19 protein-coding genes are annotated in these 16207 nt (G+C 71.1%); 14 read left to right on the forward strand and 5 right to left on the reverse strand.

Going from position 1 to position 16207, the window contains the following annotated elements:
* Positions 1-192: 192 nt before the first annotated feature.
* The 7 genes from G3I78_RS15760 to G3I78_RS15790 all read left to right on the forward strand — a co-directional run bounded on the left by G3I78_RS15760 (position 193) and on the right by G3I78_RS15790 (position 4482).
* Positions 193-534, forward strand: coding sequence for a YbaB/EbfC family nucleoid-associated protein (locus G3I78_RS15760; protein ID WP_164425305.1), 342 nt, complete (start codon positions 193-195; stop codon positions 532-534).
* A gap of 60 nt (positions 535-594) precedes the next feature.
* Positions 595-1194 (forward strand): recombination mediator RecR, encoded by a 600-nt coding sequence (gene recR / locus G3I78_RS15765; RefSeq protein WP_164424767.1) that lies wholly within the window; start codon positions 595-597, stop codon positions 1192-1194.
* Positions 1187-1846: a DUF5063 domain-containing protein gene (locus G3I78_RS15770; protein ID WP_164424769.1), complete on the forward strand. Its 660-nt coding sequence runs from the start codon at positions 1187-1189 to the stop codon at positions 1844-1846. Before recR ends, G3I78_RS15770 begins: the two co-directional genes overlap by 8 nt.
* 132 nt (positions 1847-1978) lie before the next feature.
* Positions 1979-2395: an SsgA family sporulation/cell division regulator gene (locus tag G3I78_RS15775; RefSeq protein WP_164424771.1), complete on the forward strand. Its 417-nt coding sequence runs from the start codon at positions 1979-1981 to the stop codon at positions 2393-2395.
* A complete protein-coding gene (locus G3I78_RS15780; RefSeq protein ID WP_164424773.1) occupies positions 2392-2658 on the forward strand; it encodes a helix-turn-helix transcriptional regulator in 267 nt (88 codons plus the stop codon). Before G3I78_RS15775 ends, G3I78_RS15780 begins: the two co-directional genes overlap by 4 nt.
* A gap of 259 nt (positions 2659-2917) precedes the next feature.
* Positions 2918-4165: a neprosin family prolyl endopeptidase gene (locus G3I78_RS15785; protein ID WP_164424775.1), complete on the forward strand. Its 1248-nt coding sequence runs from the start codon at positions 2918-2920 to the stop codon at positions 4163-4165.
* A complete protein-coding gene (locus tag G3I78_RS15790) occupies positions 4156-4482 on the forward strand; it encodes a hypothetical protein (protein WP_164424777.1) in 327 nt (108 codons plus the stop codon). Before G3I78_RS15785 ends, G3I78_RS15790 begins: the two co-directional genes overlap by 10 nt.
* Positions 4483-4610: 128 nt before the next feature.
* Here G3I78_RS15790 and G3I78_RS15795 read toward each other — a convergent pair whose 3' ends face one another.
* Entirely contained in the window at positions 4611-5330 is a 720-nt protein-coding gene (locus G3I78_RS15795) for a sulfite exporter TauE/SafE family protein (RefSeq protein ID WP_343243767.1), read from the reverse strand.
* Between the two features lie 140 nt (positions 5331-5470).
* Here G3I78_RS15795 and G3I78_RS15800 point away from each other — a divergent pair, with 140 nt between their 5' ends.
* Complete coding sequence (locus G3I78_RS15800; RefSeq protein ID WP_164424779.1) at positions 5471-5662, forward strand: hypothetical protein; 192 nt, start codon at positions 5471-5473, stop codon at positions 5660-5662.
* Positions 5663-5773: 111 nt separating this feature from the next.
* A complete protein-coding gene (locus G3I78_RS15805; protein WP_164424781.1) occupies positions 5774-6277 on the forward strand; it encodes an SgcJ/EcaC family oxidoreductase in 504 nt (167 codons plus the stop codon).
* Here the strand turns inward: G3I78_RS15805 and G3I78_RS15810 are convergent.
* Complete coding sequence (locus G3I78_RS15810; protein WP_164424783.1) at positions 6243-7583, reverse strand: HAMP domain-containing sensor histidine kinase; 1341 nt, start codon at positions 7581-7583, stop codon at positions 6243-6245. The two genes, G3I78_RS15805 and G3I78_RS15810, sit on opposite strands and share 35 nt — an antisense overlap.
* Positions 7580-8260: a response regulator transcription factor gene (locus tag G3I78_RS15815; RefSeq protein WP_164424784.1), complete on the reverse strand. Its 681-nt coding sequence runs from the start codon at positions 8258-8260 to the stop codon at positions 7580-7582. The genes G3I78_RS15810 and G3I78_RS15815 overlap by 4 nt, the downstream gene beginning before the upstream one ends.
* Positions 8261-8463: 203 nt before the next feature.
* On the opposite strand from G3I78_RS15815, the gene G3I78_RS15820 reads away from it, so the two are divergent.
* The 4 genes from G3I78_RS15820 to G3I78_RS15835 all read left to right on the forward strand — a co-directional run bounded on the left by G3I78_RS15820 (position 8464) and on the right by G3I78_RS15835 (position 12869).
* A complete protein-coding gene (locus G3I78_RS15820) occupies positions 8464-9741 on the forward strand; it encodes an aspartate kinase (protein WP_164424786.1) in 1278 nt (425 codons plus the stop codon).
* A complete protein-coding gene (locus tag G3I78_RS15825) occupies positions 9741-10799 on the forward strand; it encodes an aspartate-semialdehyde dehydrogenase (RefSeq protein ID WP_164424787.1) in 1059 nt (352 codons plus the stop codon). Before G3I78_RS15820 ends, G3I78_RS15825 begins: the two co-directional genes overlap by 1 nt.
* Before the next feature lie 358 nt (positions 10800-11157).
* The gene (locus G3I78_RS15830; RefSeq protein ID WP_164424789.1) at positions 11158-11754 is read left to right on the forward strand and encodes a SigE family RNA polymerase sigma factor; all 597 of its coding nucleotides are present in this window, start codon (positions 11158-11160) and stop codon (positions 11752-11754) included.
* 89 nt (positions 11755-11843) lie between these two features.
* Positions 11844-12869 (forward strand): hypothetical protein, encoded by a 1026-nt coding sequence (locus G3I78_RS15835; protein WP_164424791.1) that lies wholly within the window; start codon positions 11844-11846, stop codon positions 12867-12869.
* A 68-nt stretch (positions 12870-12937) separates the two neighbouring features.
* Here the strand turns inward: G3I78_RS15835 and G3I78_RS15840 are convergent, their stop codons facing one another.
* Both G3I78_RS15840 and G3I78_RS15845 read right to left on the reverse strand, forming a co-directional pair.
* Positions 12938-13744 carry an SURF1 family protein gene (locus G3I78_RS15840; RefSeq protein WP_164424792.1) on the reverse strand — a complete coding sequence of 269 codons (807 nt, stop codon included), beginning with the start codon at positions 13742-13744 and terminating at the stop codon, positions 12938-12940.
* Between the two features lie 43 nt (positions 13745-13787).
* Positions 13788-14162, reverse strand: a complete 375-nt coding sequence (locus G3I78_RS15845) for a nuclear transport factor 2 family protein (RefSeq protein ID WP_164424794.1) — start codon at positions 14160-14162, stop codon at positions 13788-13790.
* A 151-nt stretch (positions 14163-14313) separates the two neighbouring features.
* Here G3I78_RS15845 and G3I78_RS15850 point away from each other — a divergent pair, with 151 nt between their 5' ends.
* Positions 14314-16128 carry a prolyl oligopeptidase family serine peptidase gene (locus tag G3I78_RS15850; RefSeq protein ID WP_164424796.1) on the forward strand — a complete coding sequence of 605 codons (1815 nt, stop codon included), beginning with the start codon at positions 14314-14316 and terminating at the stop codon, positions 16126-16128.
* The last annotated feature ends 79 nt before the right edge of the window (positions 16129-16207 follow it).

The following is a 16207-nucleotide window of genomic DNA, read 5'->3' on the forward strand; positions in this document are numbered from 1 at the left end:
TCCTACCGCCCAATGGGTGGCGAAGGGGGTGCTTTGGTCGCTTTTCCGCTCGGAAGAGGGCCTTGATCAGGTATAGGACTCCACGTCGACTCACTCGAAAGAGTGCTGGGGCGACGCCCGTCCCGACCACGTAGGCTCGTGCCAGGGCGGAAGAACCTCGCCCGCACAGCCGTACCGACACAGGAGCTGATCGTGATCCCCGGTGGTGGCCAGCCCAATATGCAGCAGCTGCTCCAGCAGGCCCAGAAGATGCAGCAGGACCTGGCGAACGCCCAGGAGGAACTCGCCAGGACCGAGGTCGACGGCCAGGCCGGCGGCGGCCTCGTGAAGGCCACCGTCACCGGCTCCGGCGAGCTGCGCGCGCTGACGATCGACCCGAAGGCGGTGGACCCCGAGGACACCGAGACCCTCGCGGACCTGGTCGTGGCGGCCGTACAGGCGGCGAACGAGAACGCGCAGGCGCTCCAGCAGCAGAAGCTCGGTCCGCTCGCGCAGGGTCTCGGCGGCGGCGGTATCCCCGGGCTGCCTTTCTAAGACCGCCCCCGGCCAACTAGCGTACGTAGCGCAAGGAACCCCAGGAAGGACGGCAGTCCGTTGTACGAAGGCGTGGTCCAGGACCTCATCGACGAACTGGGGCGGCTGCCCGGCGTCGGTCCCAAGAGCGCCCAGCGGATCGCCTTCCACATCCTCCAGGCGGAGCCGACGGACGTACGGCGGCTCGCGCAGTGCCTGATGGAGGTCAAGGCGAAGGTCCGGTTCTGCGCGACCTGCGGCAATGTCGCCCAGGAAGAGCTGTGCAACATCTGCCGCGATCCGCGCCGCGACCCCTCCGTCATCTGTGTGGTGGAGGAGCCCAAGGACGTGGTCGCGATCGAGCGCACCCGTGAGTTCCGGGGCAAGTACCACGTCCTCGGCGGCGCGATCAGCCCGATCGAGGGTGTCGGTCCGGACGACCTGCGGATACGAGAACTTCTCGCGCGGTTGGCCGACGGGACGGTCACGGAGCTGATCCTGGCCACCGACCCGAACCTGGAGGGCGAGGCCACGGCGACGTACCTCGCCCGCATGATCAAGCCCATGGGCCTCAAGGTCACCCGCCTGGCCAGCGGCCTCCCGGTGGGTGGCGACCTGGAATACGCGGACGAGGTGACCCTCGGCCGCGCCTTCGAGGGGAGACGACTCCTAGATGTCTGACGCCACACTGCACGCGACCGCCCAGGACCCCGACGACTTCGCGGTCCAGATCGCCGACCAGGTCGAGAGCTTCCTGGTGGCCACCATGGAGGTGGCGAAGGGCGACGAGCCCGACTCGGCCGTCCCTTTCCTGCTCCTTGAGGTCTCCCAGCTGATGCTGGCCGGCGGCCGCCTCGGCGCCCACGAGGACATCGTCCCCGACGAGCGCTACGAGCCCGACCTGGGCCCGGAGGCGGACGTGGACGAGCTGCGCGAGAACCTCGCGCGCATCCTGGAGCCGATCGACGTCTACTCCGAGGTCTTCGACCCCTACGAGCCCCGCAAGGCCCCGGTGCCGGCCCGGATCTCCGACGACCTCGCCGACGTCATCACCGACCTGCGCCACGGCATGGCCCACTACCGGGCCGGCCGCACCACGGAGGCCCTGTGGTGGTGGCAGTTCTCCTACTTCTCCAACTGGGGCTCCACGGCCTCCGCGACCCTGCGCGCCCTCCAGTCGGTGGTGGCGCACGTCCGCCTCAACCAGCCCCTGGCGGAGCTGGACGGCCTCGACACCGACCAGGCCATGGGCGACGAGACGCTGGAGTTCGAGGCGGGCAAGGTGATGGTGGAGGAGATCGCGGGTCCGCTGGGGCTGCGCCCCTCCACGTGACGGCTCTCGGACCGATGTGACGGGCGTCATATGAACAGGTTTCCGTAACGGCGTAATGCACGGGCCCCTTCCGTGGTCTCTCACCACGACGGCCACACCCGGCCCGTGCCCCCGCCCGATTCGGAGCCCCTCATGCACGTCACCCTCCAGCAGCCGACAGGCGCCCGTCTGGTCACGGCCACCGGCCAGGAGATCGCGATCCCCGCGACCCTGCGCTACACCTCCGCCGACCCGCTGGCCGTGCACATCGACTTCCCGCGCCATGTCACGGTCGACGGCGAGGCCACCACCTGGACCTTCGCCCGGGTGCTGCTGGGCGACGGGCTGCGCGCCCCCGCCGGCATCGGCACGGTCCGGGTCCGCCCGGCCGGCCAGGACCTCACCTACGTCGAGTTCCACTCGCCGCAGGGCACGGCCGTGCTCCGCTTCACCACCGCCGACCTGTACCGCTTCCTGGCCCGCACCTGGACGGTGATCGCACCGGGCGAGGAGACCGTGGGCGCGGAGCTGGACCACGGGCTCGTCGCGCTGTTCGGCGGCCGGGTGTGATCCGGTCCGGCGGCCGGGGCGCGCTGTCCGCCCCGCAGGCGTACGCCCTGGGACACCGGCTGCGCGAGGTCCGCGAGGAACAGGGCCTGACCCGGGGTCAGGCCGCCGACGCCGCAGCTCTCTTCCCGACGTGGATCTCGCAGATCGAGGGCGGCGAGATCCACGACCTGGAGACCGTACGGGCCTACGCGCGTGCGCTCGGCGCCCGGGTCACGGGCCCCCGGGTCATGGGCGCCCGGACGGCTCGCGTACGGCGTCCATGACCGGGTCGGGCCCGGCCGCCGACCGGGACCGGCGGTCCGGACCCCTGCCGTCGACCCCTGGCCCGGAACCCCTCCCGTGTCCCCCGTGCCCCGGGAGCCCGCTCCGAGCAATGGCCGATTCCGCGCCTGCCCGGCCCCGGGCCCGGGTCTAGCGTGACCGCCACGCCGCCGCACGCGCCCGGGACCTCCGGGCCGCCGCGGGCGTCGTCTGTCCGGGACCCGCGTCCCGCGGCCGTCCCGGGATTGGGGGACCAGGACCATGGCCACAGGAGCCGTCGAACGCAATCCGAGCGAGTACACCGACATCGCGAACCGCCCCGACCGGCCCGTCGCGCAGCCGCTGCCGGAGGCCGAGTCGGCGCGCCGACTGGAGGAGATCCACCAGTATCTGACGGACCGTTACGCCCGACGGGACGTCGTCACCAGCACCGTGACCAAGGGCGGCATCCACCTCGACTGGGTGCCGGTCGAGTCCCAGGTCGCGGACGGCCGTATCGCCGAACCACCCGGGGAGAACCGGCCGTTCGAGGCGGAGAAGGGCGAATTCCCCGCCGAGCCGGTGCACTTCGAGCTGGAGGACGAGGCCGCCGACCGCGGCCCGCGCGGCACCGTGCCGCTGGTGCGGCTGCCGGTCGAGACGATCCGGCCGACGGGCACCCTCAACGACTGGCTGTCCAAGGGCCCCACCAGCCGGCTCGTCGGTCCGCCCGGCTCCGGGCGCGAGACCGTCGCGGCGGCGGCCACCGTCCACAAGTACGGCTACAGCAGCCAGAGCGTGACCTGCTACGGCACCTCCGGCAACATCAACGCCTGGAACACCTACGTGGAGCGCAGCGACGAGTTCGCCCTCGGCCAGCTCTCCCTCTCCCGCGGCAGCGGCACCGGCTTCCAGACCCTGGAGGTCGGCCACCAGACCTACAAGGACCTGTACGGCGACTGGGTCCCGCACCTGTTCACCTTCTACACGACCAACGGCTACACCCAGAGCGGTGACTTCAAGGGCGGCTACAACGAGAACGTGAAGGGCTGGGTGCAGTACAGCGGTACGGTCCACCCCGGCGCGCTCTCCAGTCCGCTCAGCTCGTTCGGCGGCACGCAGTACCAGATGGCGCTCAAGGTGCAGCTGTGGCAGGGGAACTGGTGGGTGATGGTCAACGGCAGCTGGATCGGCTACTACCCGGCGAGCCTGTACGCCACCACCGGGCTGCGCGACCAGGGCTCGGCCGTCGCCTGGTTCGGGGAGGTCGTCGACAGCGGCTCCGACCCGGCCACCACCCAGACCGACATGGGCAGCGGGCACTGGCCCTACGAAGGGTTCGGGTACTGCGCCTACATGAACAACCTGCTGTACCAGTCCGACACGGCCGGCACGATGACCGGCTACTCGGGCTCCACCTGGGCGTCCCACCCCAACTGCTACACCGTCGAGGGGCACTTCTCCAACACCGGCAGCTGGCAGTCGTACCAGTGGTGGGGCGGCAGCGGAAGGAACTCCTCATGCCCGTGACGGGCGCGGGAGACCCGGCGGACGGCCCGGAGGAGTCCGGGCACGTCCCGCCGGACGTCCTGCCCAGCACCACCGACCCGGACGTGGAGTGCGTCCGGATCGGCTCCCGCGAACACACCGGAGGCGCTGCCCTCGCGGCACCGCCTCCGGGCGGAGCCCCCGAACCCCCGAGCGACTCCCCGTGCCCGCCGGGCTACGTCCCGCGCCGCCGCCGTACGCCCCACCCCACCGACGGCAAGCACGTCCTGCGCCCCGGACCGCCCGAGCGCAACCCGGCGCCCCGGCCCGACGCGGACGGCGGCCCACCGGCACGCTGACTCCCGAGTGGGGCGAAGGCGTTGCCGTGGACGGGAATCGGGCTCTGCGCGGCGGGCGTGGCCGGGGGAGCCGTGGCCGGACCGGCGGTGACGCTCCACGCCCTGCTCGGCCCGGCGGGCGTGTCTGATCACAGGGCCCACAGGCCCTTGCCGACGGCCGTGATCCCTCCGGTCAGGGCGAGCAGCAGGACGAGCAGGCGGGCCTGTTTCTCCGGGATGCGGGAGGCGAGCGCTCGGCCGGCCAGGGCGCCCGCCGTCATCGCCGCGGCGACCAGGGCCCACTGGGTCCCGGTCAGCGTGGGCAGGCCGTTCGAGGCCACCGAGAAGGCGTTCACGACGACGCCGTAGAACATGGCGTTGGGGACGAACTCCCGTACCGTCCAGCCCGCGTTGAGGGCGTAGAGGGACATGGGCGGGCCGCCGACGCCGGCCGCCGAGTTCATGAAGCCGCCCACCGCGCCCGCGGCCACGGCACCCTTCGTGCCGTGCAGGGCGGTCGCCCGGGCGCCGCGCAGGACCAGCAGGACCGCCCCCGTCACCAGGGCGCCCATCGTCAACATCAGCCAGGATTCCGGGAGTTGCCGGGTCAGCCAGGTGCCCGCCGGGACCGTGCAGGCCGCCGCCGCGCACAGCGGGACCATCGCGGTGAGCCGCACCTGGCGCAGACCGCCGGCCAGACCGGCGCAACAGATCGCCCCCGACGCGCAGTTGGCGAGCACGACCCCCTCGGCCGGGCCCAGCAGCAGCACCAGTGCGGGCACGGCGACCAGGGCGAACCCCATGCCGGTGAGCCACTGCACGGAGGACCCGAGCAGCACGATTCCGGCCAGCAGCACGTCTCCCGCCACAGTCCATGGTGTACCCCACTACACCCCCGGTTCGGGAGAGCGCCCCCTCGTTGCGGGCCTTCCGGGACGGGATCGTTGATCTCGCAAGCGAAGCCCCCGGGAGCAAACCCCCCGGAAGCCCCCCAGCGAAGGAAACGACCATGAAGTCCCTGCTCTCCTCCAAGCCCGTCCTCTGGTTCCTCTTCCTGTTCAACCTGGTCGTCGCCGCTGCCGCGCCCTTCGTCGTGGACGGGGCGCAGGGTGTGATGACCGCCGTGGGCATGGGCGTGGTGTCCGTGGGCGCCGGGGTCGGCCTGCTGCGCGGACAGCGACCGGTCCGTCACCCGGCGTGAGTTGGGCGTTTGCTGTCTCTGCCCTGTATCCCGGCTGCACGGGCCCTAACCGGTGCGAAGAGAGGCTGGAGTCACTTCACAGCACCACCTCTCACCGCACTGGAGACAGCGATGACCCGTCGTTCCATAACCAAGCGCGCAGCCGTCGTCACGGCAACGGCCCTCGTGGCCGTCGGGACCATCGGCACCGTCGCCGCCACCGCCGGGACCGAGCCCGCGAAGAAGCCGAGCAAGAAGCAGATCGCGCACCTCTTCGACAACTGGAACGCGGCCCTTCAGACCGGCGACCCGAAGAAGGTCGCCAACCTGTACGCCAAGGACGCGGTCCTGCTGCCCACGGTCTCCAACAAGATCCGCACGAACCACGCCCAGATCGTCGACTACTTCGAGCACTTCCTGCAGAACAAGCCGGTCGGCAAGAAGGTCACCACGATCGTCAACGTCCTGGACAGCAACTCCGCCATCGACACCGGCGTCTACAAGTTCACGCTGACCGACCCGAAGACCGGTGACAAGCGTGTCGTCGAGGCCCGCTACACGTACGAGTACGAGAAGCAGAAGAACGGCCAGTGGAAGATCGTCAACCACCACTCCTCGGCGATGCCCGAAGGCTGATCTCCACCTTGAGGCCGCCCCGGGGCGCGTCCGCCAGAGTCACGGTTCCGCCGTCGTCGGTCACCAGCTGCTTGACGACGGCGAGGCCGAGGCCGGAGCCGGAGCGCCCGGTCAGGCCCTGACCGCGCCAGAAGCGGTCGAAGGCACGGGACTTCTCGGCGTCCGACATGCCGGGACCCTCGTCCAGCACCGACAGCACCACCGCATCCGCCCGTGACTCCGCCCGGACCGTGATCCTCCCGCCGTCCGGCGAGACCTCCAGGGCGTTCGAGAGCACGTTGTCCAGCACCTGGTCCAGATGGCCGGGGCTGGCCAGCACCAGCAGCCGGCCGTCGACACTCCCCCCTATGAGCGCGATGGTGACTCCGCGCTCGTCGGCGGCCGGCCTCCACACCGTCAGCCGTTCCGCGACGATCTCCCGCAGCGACAGCGGCTCGGCCGCCGTCACCTTCGCCTCGGCCCGCGCCAGCACCAGCAGCCCGTTGACCAGCCGGCTCATCCGGACCACCTCGGCGGTCGCCTGCTCCACGTCCTCCCGTACGAACTCGTCGTCCACGCCGTCCGCGATGTTGTCCAGGGACAGCCTGAGCGCGGTGAGCGGGGTACGGAGCTGATGGGACGCGTCCGCCACGAAGATCCGCTGCGAGGCGACCAGCGTGTCCAGGCGTTCCGCGCCCTGGTTCAGGGTGCGGGCGAGCGTCTGCGTCTCCGGGGGGCCGGTCACGGGGGAGCGGGCGGTGAGGTCGCCGTCGCTGAACTTGCTGGCCATCGCGTTCAGTTCGCGCAGGGGCGCGGTGATCCGGCGGGCCGCGTAGGCGCCGATCGCGGCGGCCGCGGCGAGCACCAGCACGGCGAGGCCGGCCCGGAAGCCCCAGATCTGCCAGAGCCGGGTGGTCATGTCGGAGGTCGAGTAGACGATCCGTACGGCCGCGTCGCCCTCGGCGGGGACGGTGACCGTCAGGTGCTTGCCCCACACGAAGCGGGAGCCCCAGTCGGTGGTCGCCTCGTTCTTCTCCAGGGCCCGGGTCAGCGCCGCGTCCGCGGTGGGGGTCTCGAGCCGCGGGTCACAGCTGGCGGTCGGGGTCGCCTGGACGTTGCCGTACGCCTCGGCCACCTTGGCCAGCGCCTCGCACGAGGCCCGGTCGCCGTTGCCCAGCAGGAGCGCCATGGTGATCGCCTCGCGCTTGACGGAGGACTCCGTGTCGTCGCGCAGCTGGTCGGTGAGCGTGAACGCCACCGGCACCGTGAACAGCAGGATGGCCACCGCCACCAGCAGGATGTAGCTCCGGATGAGCTGCCGGTTCATGAAGCCCCGTCGTCCTTGGCGATCTCCAGCCGGAAGCCGACCCCGCGCACCGCCTCGATGGTGATCGCCCCGGCGAGCTTGCGCCGCAGCGCCGCCACGTGCACGTCCAGCGTCTTGGTCGGCCCGAACCAGTTCGCGTCCCAGACCGCCTCCATGATCTGCTCGCGCGACATCAGCGCGCCCGGCTCCTCGGTGAGGAAGGCCAGCAGGTCGTACTCCTTGGGCGCGAGGGACACCTCCTCGCCGTCGAGCCGGACCCGGGCCGCCTTGCGGTCGACGGTGAGCCGGGAGCCGTAGCGGTCGGGCCCGGCGGCTTCGGCGCGGGGCTGCGCGCGCCGCATGACGGCTCGTATCCGCGCGATGACCTCCCGGACCCCGAACGGCTTGGAGACGTAGTCGTCCGCGCCGAGTTCGAGGCCGACCACCCGGTCCGTCTCGTCGCTGCGGGCGCTGATCACGATGATCGGCACGTTCCCGCGCTCGCGCAGCGCCTTGCAGACGTCGAGGCCGTCGGTGTCGGGCAGACCGAGATCGAGGAGTACGACGTCGTAGGGGCCGTCGTGGCGCAGCGCGGCCCCGCCGGTGGAGACCCACTCGACCTCGAAGCCGTAGCGGGTCAGGCCACGTCTCAGGGACTGGGCGACCGGCTCGTCGTCTTCTACTAGGAGTACGCGCACATCCGCACCTTAATGGCCGAAAGTTGATCCACAGTCTTCACGTTCGCCGCATACGGCGATGTGACGCGGTGCACTTTTCCCGGGCCCCCGTGTTGGGCATGCGCTGACCTGGGCGACCGAATCTCACGATGCGATACCGCGGAGGTGAAAATCGGGCGCTCGTTAAACTGAGCCGACACACACGGACTGAGCGAGGAGCGCACGTGGGCCTTGTCGTGCAGAAGTACGGAGGCTCCTCCGTAGCCGATGCCGAGGGCATCAAGCGCGTCGCCAAGCGAATCGTCGAAGCGAAGAAGAACGGCCACCAGGTGGTCGTCGTCGTTTCCGCGATGGGCGACACGACGGACGAGCTGATCGATCTCGCCGAGCAGGTGTCACCCATGCCTGCCGGGCGTGAGTTCGACATGCTGCTGACCGCCGGAGAGCGGATCTCCATGGCGCTGCTGGCCATGGCGATCAAAAACCTGGGCCACGAGGCCCAGTCCTTCACCGGCAGCCAGGCCGGCGTCATCACCGACTCCGTCCACAACAAGGCCCGGATCATCGACGTCACGCCCGGCCGCATCCGCACCGCGCTCGACGAGGGCAACATCGCCATCGTCGCCGGTTTCCAGGGTGTCAGCCAGGACAAGAAGGACATCACCACGCTCGGGCGCGGTGGCTCCGACACCACCGCCGTCGCCCTCGCCGCCGCCCTCGACGCCGAGGTGTGCGAGATCTACACCGACGTCGACGGTGTGTTCACCGCCGACCCGCGGGTGGTGAAGAAGGCGAAGAAGATCGACTGGATCTCCTTCGAGGACATGCTGGAGCTCGCCGCCTCCGGTTCGAAGGTGCTGCTCCACCGCTGTGTGGAGTACGCCCGCCGCTACAACATCCCGATCCACGTCCGGTCCAGCTTCAGCGGGCTTCAGGGCACCTGGGTCAGCAGTGAGCCGATCGAGCAAGGGGACAAGCAGGTGGAGCAGGCCATCATCTCCGGTGTCGCGCACGACACCTCCGAGGCCAAGATCACGGTCGTCGGCGTGCCGGACAAGCCGGGTGAGGCCGCGGTCATCTTCCGCACGATCGCGGACGCCGAGATCAACATCGACATGATCGTGCAGAACGTCTCCGCCGCCTCCACCGGGCTGACGGACATCTCCTTCACCCTCCCCAAGGCCGAGGGCCGCAAGGCCATCGACGCCCTGGAGAAGAACCGGTCCGGCATCGGCTTCGACTCGCTGCGCTACGACGACCAGATCGGCAAGATCTCGCTCGTGGGCGCGGGCATGAAGACCAACCCGGGTGTCACGGCCGACTTCTTCAAGGCCCTGTCCGACGCGGGAGTGAACATCGAGCTGATCTCGACCTCCGAGATCCGTATCTCGGTCGTCACCCGCGCCGACGACGTGGCCGAGGCCGTCCGCGCCGTGCACTCCGCCTTCGGGCTCGACTCCGACAGCGACGAGGCCGTCGTCTACGGAGGCACCGGGCGCTGATGTCCGCTAAGAGGCGGCCCACGCTCGCCGTGGTGGGAGCGACCGGCGCCGTCGGCACGGTCATGCTCCAGATCCTGTCCCAGCACGCGGACATCTGGGGTGAGATCCGTCTGATCGCCTCCCCGCGCTCGGCCGGCCGCAAGCTGGCCGTGCGCGGCGAGGAGGTCGAGGTGACGGCCCTGTCGGAGGAGTCCTTCGACGGGGTCGACGTCGCCATGTTCGACGTACCCGACGAGGTGGCCGAGCGCTGGGCGCCGGTCGCCGCCGCGCGCGGTGCCGTCGTCGTGGACAACTCGGGCGCCTTCCGGATGGACCCGGAGGTGCCCCTCGTCGTCCCCGAGGTCAATCCGCACACGGCCCGGATGCGGCCGCGCGGGATCCTCGCCAACCCCAACTGCACGACCCTCTCGATGATCGTCGCCCTGGGCGCGCTGCACGCCGAGTTCGGGCTGCGGGAGCTGGTCGTCTCCTCGTACCAGGCGGTGAGCGGGGCCGGGCGGGCCGGGGTCGAGACGCTCCGGCAGCAGATGGCGCTGGTCGCCGGCACCGAGCTCGGCACGCACCCCGGTGATGTGCGGCGGGCGGTCGGCGACAACACCGGGCCGTTCCCGGAGCCGGTCGCGCTGAACGTCGTACCGTGGGCCGGTTCGCTGCGGGAGGACGGGTGGTCCTCGGAGGAGATGAAGGTGCGGGACGAGACCCGCAAGATCCTCGGGCTGCCCGCGCTGCCGGTCGCCGTGACCTGTGTCCGGGTCCCGGTCGTCACCGTGCACTCGCTCACCGTGCACGCCCGCTTCGAGGGCGAGGTCACCGTCCGCAAGGCGCGCGAGATCCTCGCGACCGCCCCCGGGGTGGTCCTCTTCGACGATCCGGCGGCCGGGGAGTTCCCCACCCCCGCCGATGTCGTCGGCACCGATCCCACCTGGGTCGGGCGGGTCCGGCGGGCGCTGGACGATCCCACGGCGCTGGAGCTCTTCGTGTGCGGGGACAACCTGCGCAAGGGCGCGGCGCTGAACACCGCGCAGATCGCGGAGCTCGTGGCCGCCGAGCTGAAATAAACACTTTGTAGTATCTGTGTGCGGCGGGTTGTCTGTGTGTCGTGAGTGACGCGGCTAATGGTCCGTACCACTTGCTCCCAGACGTCCCGGCGTCCGAAGATTTTCCTCCCCGCTCTCCGCAACCGCGCGAAGGGCGGGGAGCGTCTTTGCGAACGCCCTTTCAGGGGGCGCGGGGATGCGTGAAGAGGCGTGGGGACGCCTCGACCATTCAGGACACAGGGGAAGAGCGGGTAGGCATGAGCGCGTTTGACGCACGGTCAGTTGTGCTGCCTGGGAGAAGATGGACGGCCGCGTACAACCCTCACGGGGGTGCGGTGGTCCAACTTGCGTGGCTCAGGTACTCGACTTCCGACCCCGCATGCCCGGGGCGCCCGGTGGCATGCCGGTGATCGCGCCCATGCCCGCAGCGCGGCCCGCCCGCATACCCAGTCAACGTGACGGCGCCGAGGAAGCGGCGGCAGCCGGGACCACCGTCGACCACCTGACCGAGACCTACCGCGCGCACTACCGCTCGCTGCTCGGTCTCGCCGCCCTCCTGCTCGACGACACCGCCTCCTGCGAGGACGTCGTCCAGGAGGCGTTCATCCGCGTCCACTCGGCCCGCAAGCGCGTCCGCGACCCCGAGAAGACGCTCGCGTATCTGCGCCAGACCGTCGTCAACCTCTCCCGCTCGGCCCTGCGTCGGCGCATCCTCGGACTGAAGCTGCTGTCCAAGCCGATGCCCGACATGGCGAGCGCCGAGGAGGGGGCGTACGACCAGCTGGAGCGCGACTCGCTCATCAAGGCGATGAAGGGCCTGCAGCGCCGCCAGCGCGAGGTCCTGGTCCTGCGCTACTTCGCCGACATGACCGAGGCCCAGGTCGCCGAGACCCTCGGGATCTCGCTGGGCTCCGTGAAGGCGTACGGTTCCCGGGGCATCGCCGCGCTGCGGGTCGCCATGGAGGCGCCGGCATGAGCGGCCCAGGAGAGCCCGAGGGACGGCGCCACGAGCCGACGGACGTCGGCGAGCAAGAGCCGAAGCAATCGCACGCTGGGAACGGAACTGTGAATCACGGCCCCGACGATCTGAGCTCCACGGGGGAGTTCGACTCGGACGAGCTGGCACTGCGAAGGTTGCTGCACCAGGCGGTCCACGACATGGAACCGCGGGACGGCACCCTCGACCATCTGCGCAAGGCGGTCCCCGCCCGGCGCGCCCGCAAGCGCCAGGCCGTCGTCGGCATGGCGGCCGCGGCCCTCTTCATCGGCACCGCGATCCCCGCGGTGGTGCACGTGTCCTCCACCGGCACCAGCGCCAACACCTCCAACGCCGGGCACGCCTCCCAGATGCAGGGCGGCGCGGGCCAGGGCAAGCAGGCGGAGGGCGGCGAGTCCACCTCCGGCGGCACCTCGGGCCGGACCGAGGACAAGGGCAAGGGCGAGTCGAAGGACGAGGACAAGGGCAGGACCGCGGGCGCCGGCAGCGGCGCGAGCAGCGGCACCGACCCGTCCGCCACGACCGCGGCGAGCGCCCCGGCCTGCACGGCCGTCCAGCTCGGCACGCCCACCGCGAGCACCGATGTCGCGGACTCCGCCGGGACGGTCTACGGCACCTTCCACATCACCAACGGCTCTACCGCGGCCTGCACGGTCAACGGCCCCGGCACCGTCACCCCGACCGCCCAGGGCGCGGCCGACAGCAGCAGGATCAGCACGCTCCGGCACACCTCCGGCGACGCGGCGGCCGGGCTGCCCGACCCGTCCCTGGAGGTCTCCCAGCTGCTGCTCCAGCCGGGTTCGTCCTACGACGTGAAGTTCGCCTGGGTGCCCAACGGGACCTGTCCCACCACGGGCCCCACGACCGGCCCCAGCCCCGACCCCTCGACCTCCCCGGACTCCTCCACCAGCGAGGGCTCCTCGTCCGGCGGCGACACCGGCACCTCCACCCAGCTGGTCACGGAGGACGGCACGACCGACGGCAGCGTGACCGTGACGAACACCGCGGAGGGGGGCACGCCCTCGGTGTCGACGACCGTGTCCGACGCGTGTGCGGGGACCGTGTACTGGACGGGTGTGCTGACGTCGTCGTGACGGTGTGAGCGCGAGCGGGCCGTCGGAGACGCCGTGCGGGTGCGGGTGCGGTTGGGCGCCCGGCCGGTCTAGACGGGAGCCTTCTCCTCGGAGCGCTCCCGGTCCTGCTCCTCGTCGTCCGGGAAGATCCCCAGTGCCGCGTCCCGGGCGAACTCCACCTCGCGGCGCAGCAGCCGGAACCACATGAAGACGACGAAGCCGGCGAAGACGAACCACTCGCCGGTGTAGCCGAGGTTCTGGAACGCCTTCAGGTTCAGTCCGCTGTCGGCGGGCGCGGTCGCCGGGACCGCCTTCATCCCGGAGTCGGCGGTGTTGAGGGTGACCCACGCGTCGTACACGCCGTACGGCACCAGGTTGATCAGCGAGGCCGCGCTGATCGCCGAGGTCTGTCCGGCCGGGAGCCCGCCCTGCGCGCTGACGCCGTTGTCCCCCGGGGTCTCCGAGGCCTGGAGCGCGCCGGTGACGGTGACCTCGCCCTTCGGCGCGGCCGGTGCCTTCGCCGCGCTCGCGGTGCCGGGCAGCCAGCCCCGGACCACGGGCAGGGCCTTGCCGCCGTCGGTGCGCAGCAGCGTCAGGACGTAGAAGCCCTCGCGGTCGTCGAGCTGCCGGCCCGGGACCAGCAGCTGCTTGTCGTAGCGCCCGGTCGCGGTGACCTGCTTGCCGGAGGTGGCCTGGTCGACGGGGAGCAGCTCGGCCAGCGGCCGGGCGGCCTCCCGCACGTCGATGGCGACCTGCTGCTTCGCGTCCCGGCTCGCCGCCATCCGGTCCTCGAACCGGCTCAGCTGCCACGACCCCATGAAGATGCAGAACGGGATGGCGAGCAGCACGAAGACGTTGATGCCAAACCAGCGGGGTGTCAGCAGAAACCGGTACACACTCCCACGGTACGGGGCCGCCCCGGGCCGCCGGGGCGCGGGGTCAGTACCTCTCGGTGAGGTGGTCGCGGCCGGCCGGGGGTTCGTACGGCTCCGGCCAGAAGTCCGTGATCGTGGATATACGGCCGCTGCCGTCGCCCGTGAAGAACGAGACGGCGTACATCTCCTCCAGACCCACCGTGAAGTGGGCCCAGGTGACGACCTGGTCCGGCTCGGCGACCACGCGCTCGATCCGCAGGTGCCAGTCGCCCGGGTACTCCCGGTTGAACTCGACGTACCGCTCCCGGCCGCTGATGCGCTCGCGGGTCTGCGGCAGGGTGTAGACGACGTCCTCGGCGAGGGTGTCCGCGAACGCGCTCCAGTCGCGGGCCTCGGCGAGGGCCCAGAAACTCTCCACGGTCTTGCGCAGATCGGTCATGGGCACGAGTCTGCACCCAGCCACTGACAATCGGCCCGGACCGGGCTTCTCGCCCTGGTGGGAAGGGGTCCGGGTAAGCGGCCGGTAGAAGTTTTCCACAGGCTGAGGACCTCATCTGCGGATTGTCTGTGAAGGCAGGCAGTATGGGGTCATGACTGAGAGCAACGGGTCCGCCGCGGCCGAGCGGAACGACGAGATGCCGGACTGGGAGAAGCGCTTCAGGGCGCCCCGGGTGTCCCTGCCCGACTGGGCGGAGGACGCCCCCGACCGCTCCCTGTTCGTCTCCAACGCCACGGGGACGTACGAGCTGTACGCCTGGGACAGAGCGACCGGCGACCAGCGTCAGGTGACGGACCGGCCCAACGGCACCACGGACGGCGTGCTCTCGCCCGACGGCGCCTGGGTGTGGTGGTTCGACGACAAGGACGGCGACGAGTTCGGCGTCTGGCGCCGCCAGCCCTTCGACGGCGGCCCCGACGAGCTGGCCGCGCCCGGTCTCGACGCCTCCTATCCGGCGGGCGTGGCCCTCGCCCGGGACGGCCGTACGGCGGTGGTGGGCCGCTCGACCGACGACGAGGGCACCTCCATCCACCTGGTGCGCGACGGCGAGGACCCGGTGGAGATCTACCGGCACCGCGAGTCGGCGGGCGTCGGCGACCTCTCCCACGACGGCTCGCTGATCGCGGTCGAGCACACCGAGCACGGTGACGCGATGCACTCCGCGCTGCGCGTGGTCCGCCCCGACGGCTCGGCGGTCGCCGAGCTCGACGACACCAGGGGCGGCACCGAGGAGCTGGGCCTGGAGGTGCTGGGCTTCGCGCCGGTCGACGGCGACACCCGGCTGCTCATCGGCCATCAGCGCCGGGGCCGTTGGGAGCCGCTGGTGTGGGACGTGGCCACCGGCTCGGAGACCGACCTCGCCCTGGACCTGCCCGGTGACGTGGGCGCCGAGTGGTACCCGGACGGCACGGGACTGCTCATCGCGCACAGCTTCGAGGCCCGCAGCGAGCTCTTCCGGTACGACCTGGCGAGCGGCGGCCTGGAGAAGGTGCCGACCCCGCCCGGCTCGGTCTCCGGGGCGACCGCCCGGCCCGACGGCAGCGTGGAGTACCTGTGGTCCTCGGCCGCCTCGCCGTCGGCGGTGCGCTCGACGACCGGCGAGGTGGTCCTCGACCCGCCGGGGATGAGGTCTCCCGGCTCGGTGCCGGTGGAGGACGTGTGGGTGGAGGGCCCGGGGGGCCGGATCCACGCGCTGGTGCAGAAGCCGGCGGGGGCGACGGGGCCGTTGCCGACGGTCTTCGACATCCACGGCGGGCCGACCTGGCACGACAGCGACGCGTTCGCGGCGGGCCCGGCGGCCTGGGTCGACCACGGGTACGCGGTGGTGCGGGTCAACTACCGGGGCTCCACGGGATACGGGCGGGCCTGGACCGACGCGCTGAAGCACCGGGTCGGGCTGATCGAGCTGGAGGACATCGCGGCGGTCCGGGAGTGGGCGATCTCGTCGGGGCTGGCGGATCCGGCCCGGCTGATCCTCACCGGGGGCTCGTGGGGCGGGTACCTCACCCTGCTCGGCCTGGGCACCCAGCCGGACGCCTGGGCGCTGGGCATCGCCGCGGTTCCGGTGGCCGACTACGTCACCGCGTACCACGACGAGATGGAGGCGCTGAAGGCGATGGACCGGACGCTGCTGGGAGGAACCCCGGAGGAGGTACCGGACCGCTTCGAGGCGTCGTCCCCCCTGACCTACGTGGAGCAGGTCAAGGCGCCGGTGTACATCTCGGCGGGGGTCAACGATCCCCGGTGCCCGATCCGCCAGATCGACAACTACGTGAAGCGGCTGGAGTCCCGGGGGGCGGTGCACGAGGTGTACCGCTACGACGCGGGGCACGGGTCGCTGGTGGTGGACGAGCGGATCAAGCAGGTGAAGCTGGAACTGGACTTCGCGGAGCGGCATTTGGGGTAAGGGGGAGGGTTGTCGGGGTGCGGGGGAGAGTTGTCGGGGTGCGGGCCGTTGTGGGCACCCGCACCAGCACCCGCGGCTA

Source organism: Streptomyces sp. SID13726 (genome assembly GCF_010548375.1).
In the GTDB taxonomy this organism is placed as follows: domain Bacteria; phylum Actinomycetota; class Actinomycetes; order Streptomycetales; family Streptomycetaceae; genus Streptomyces.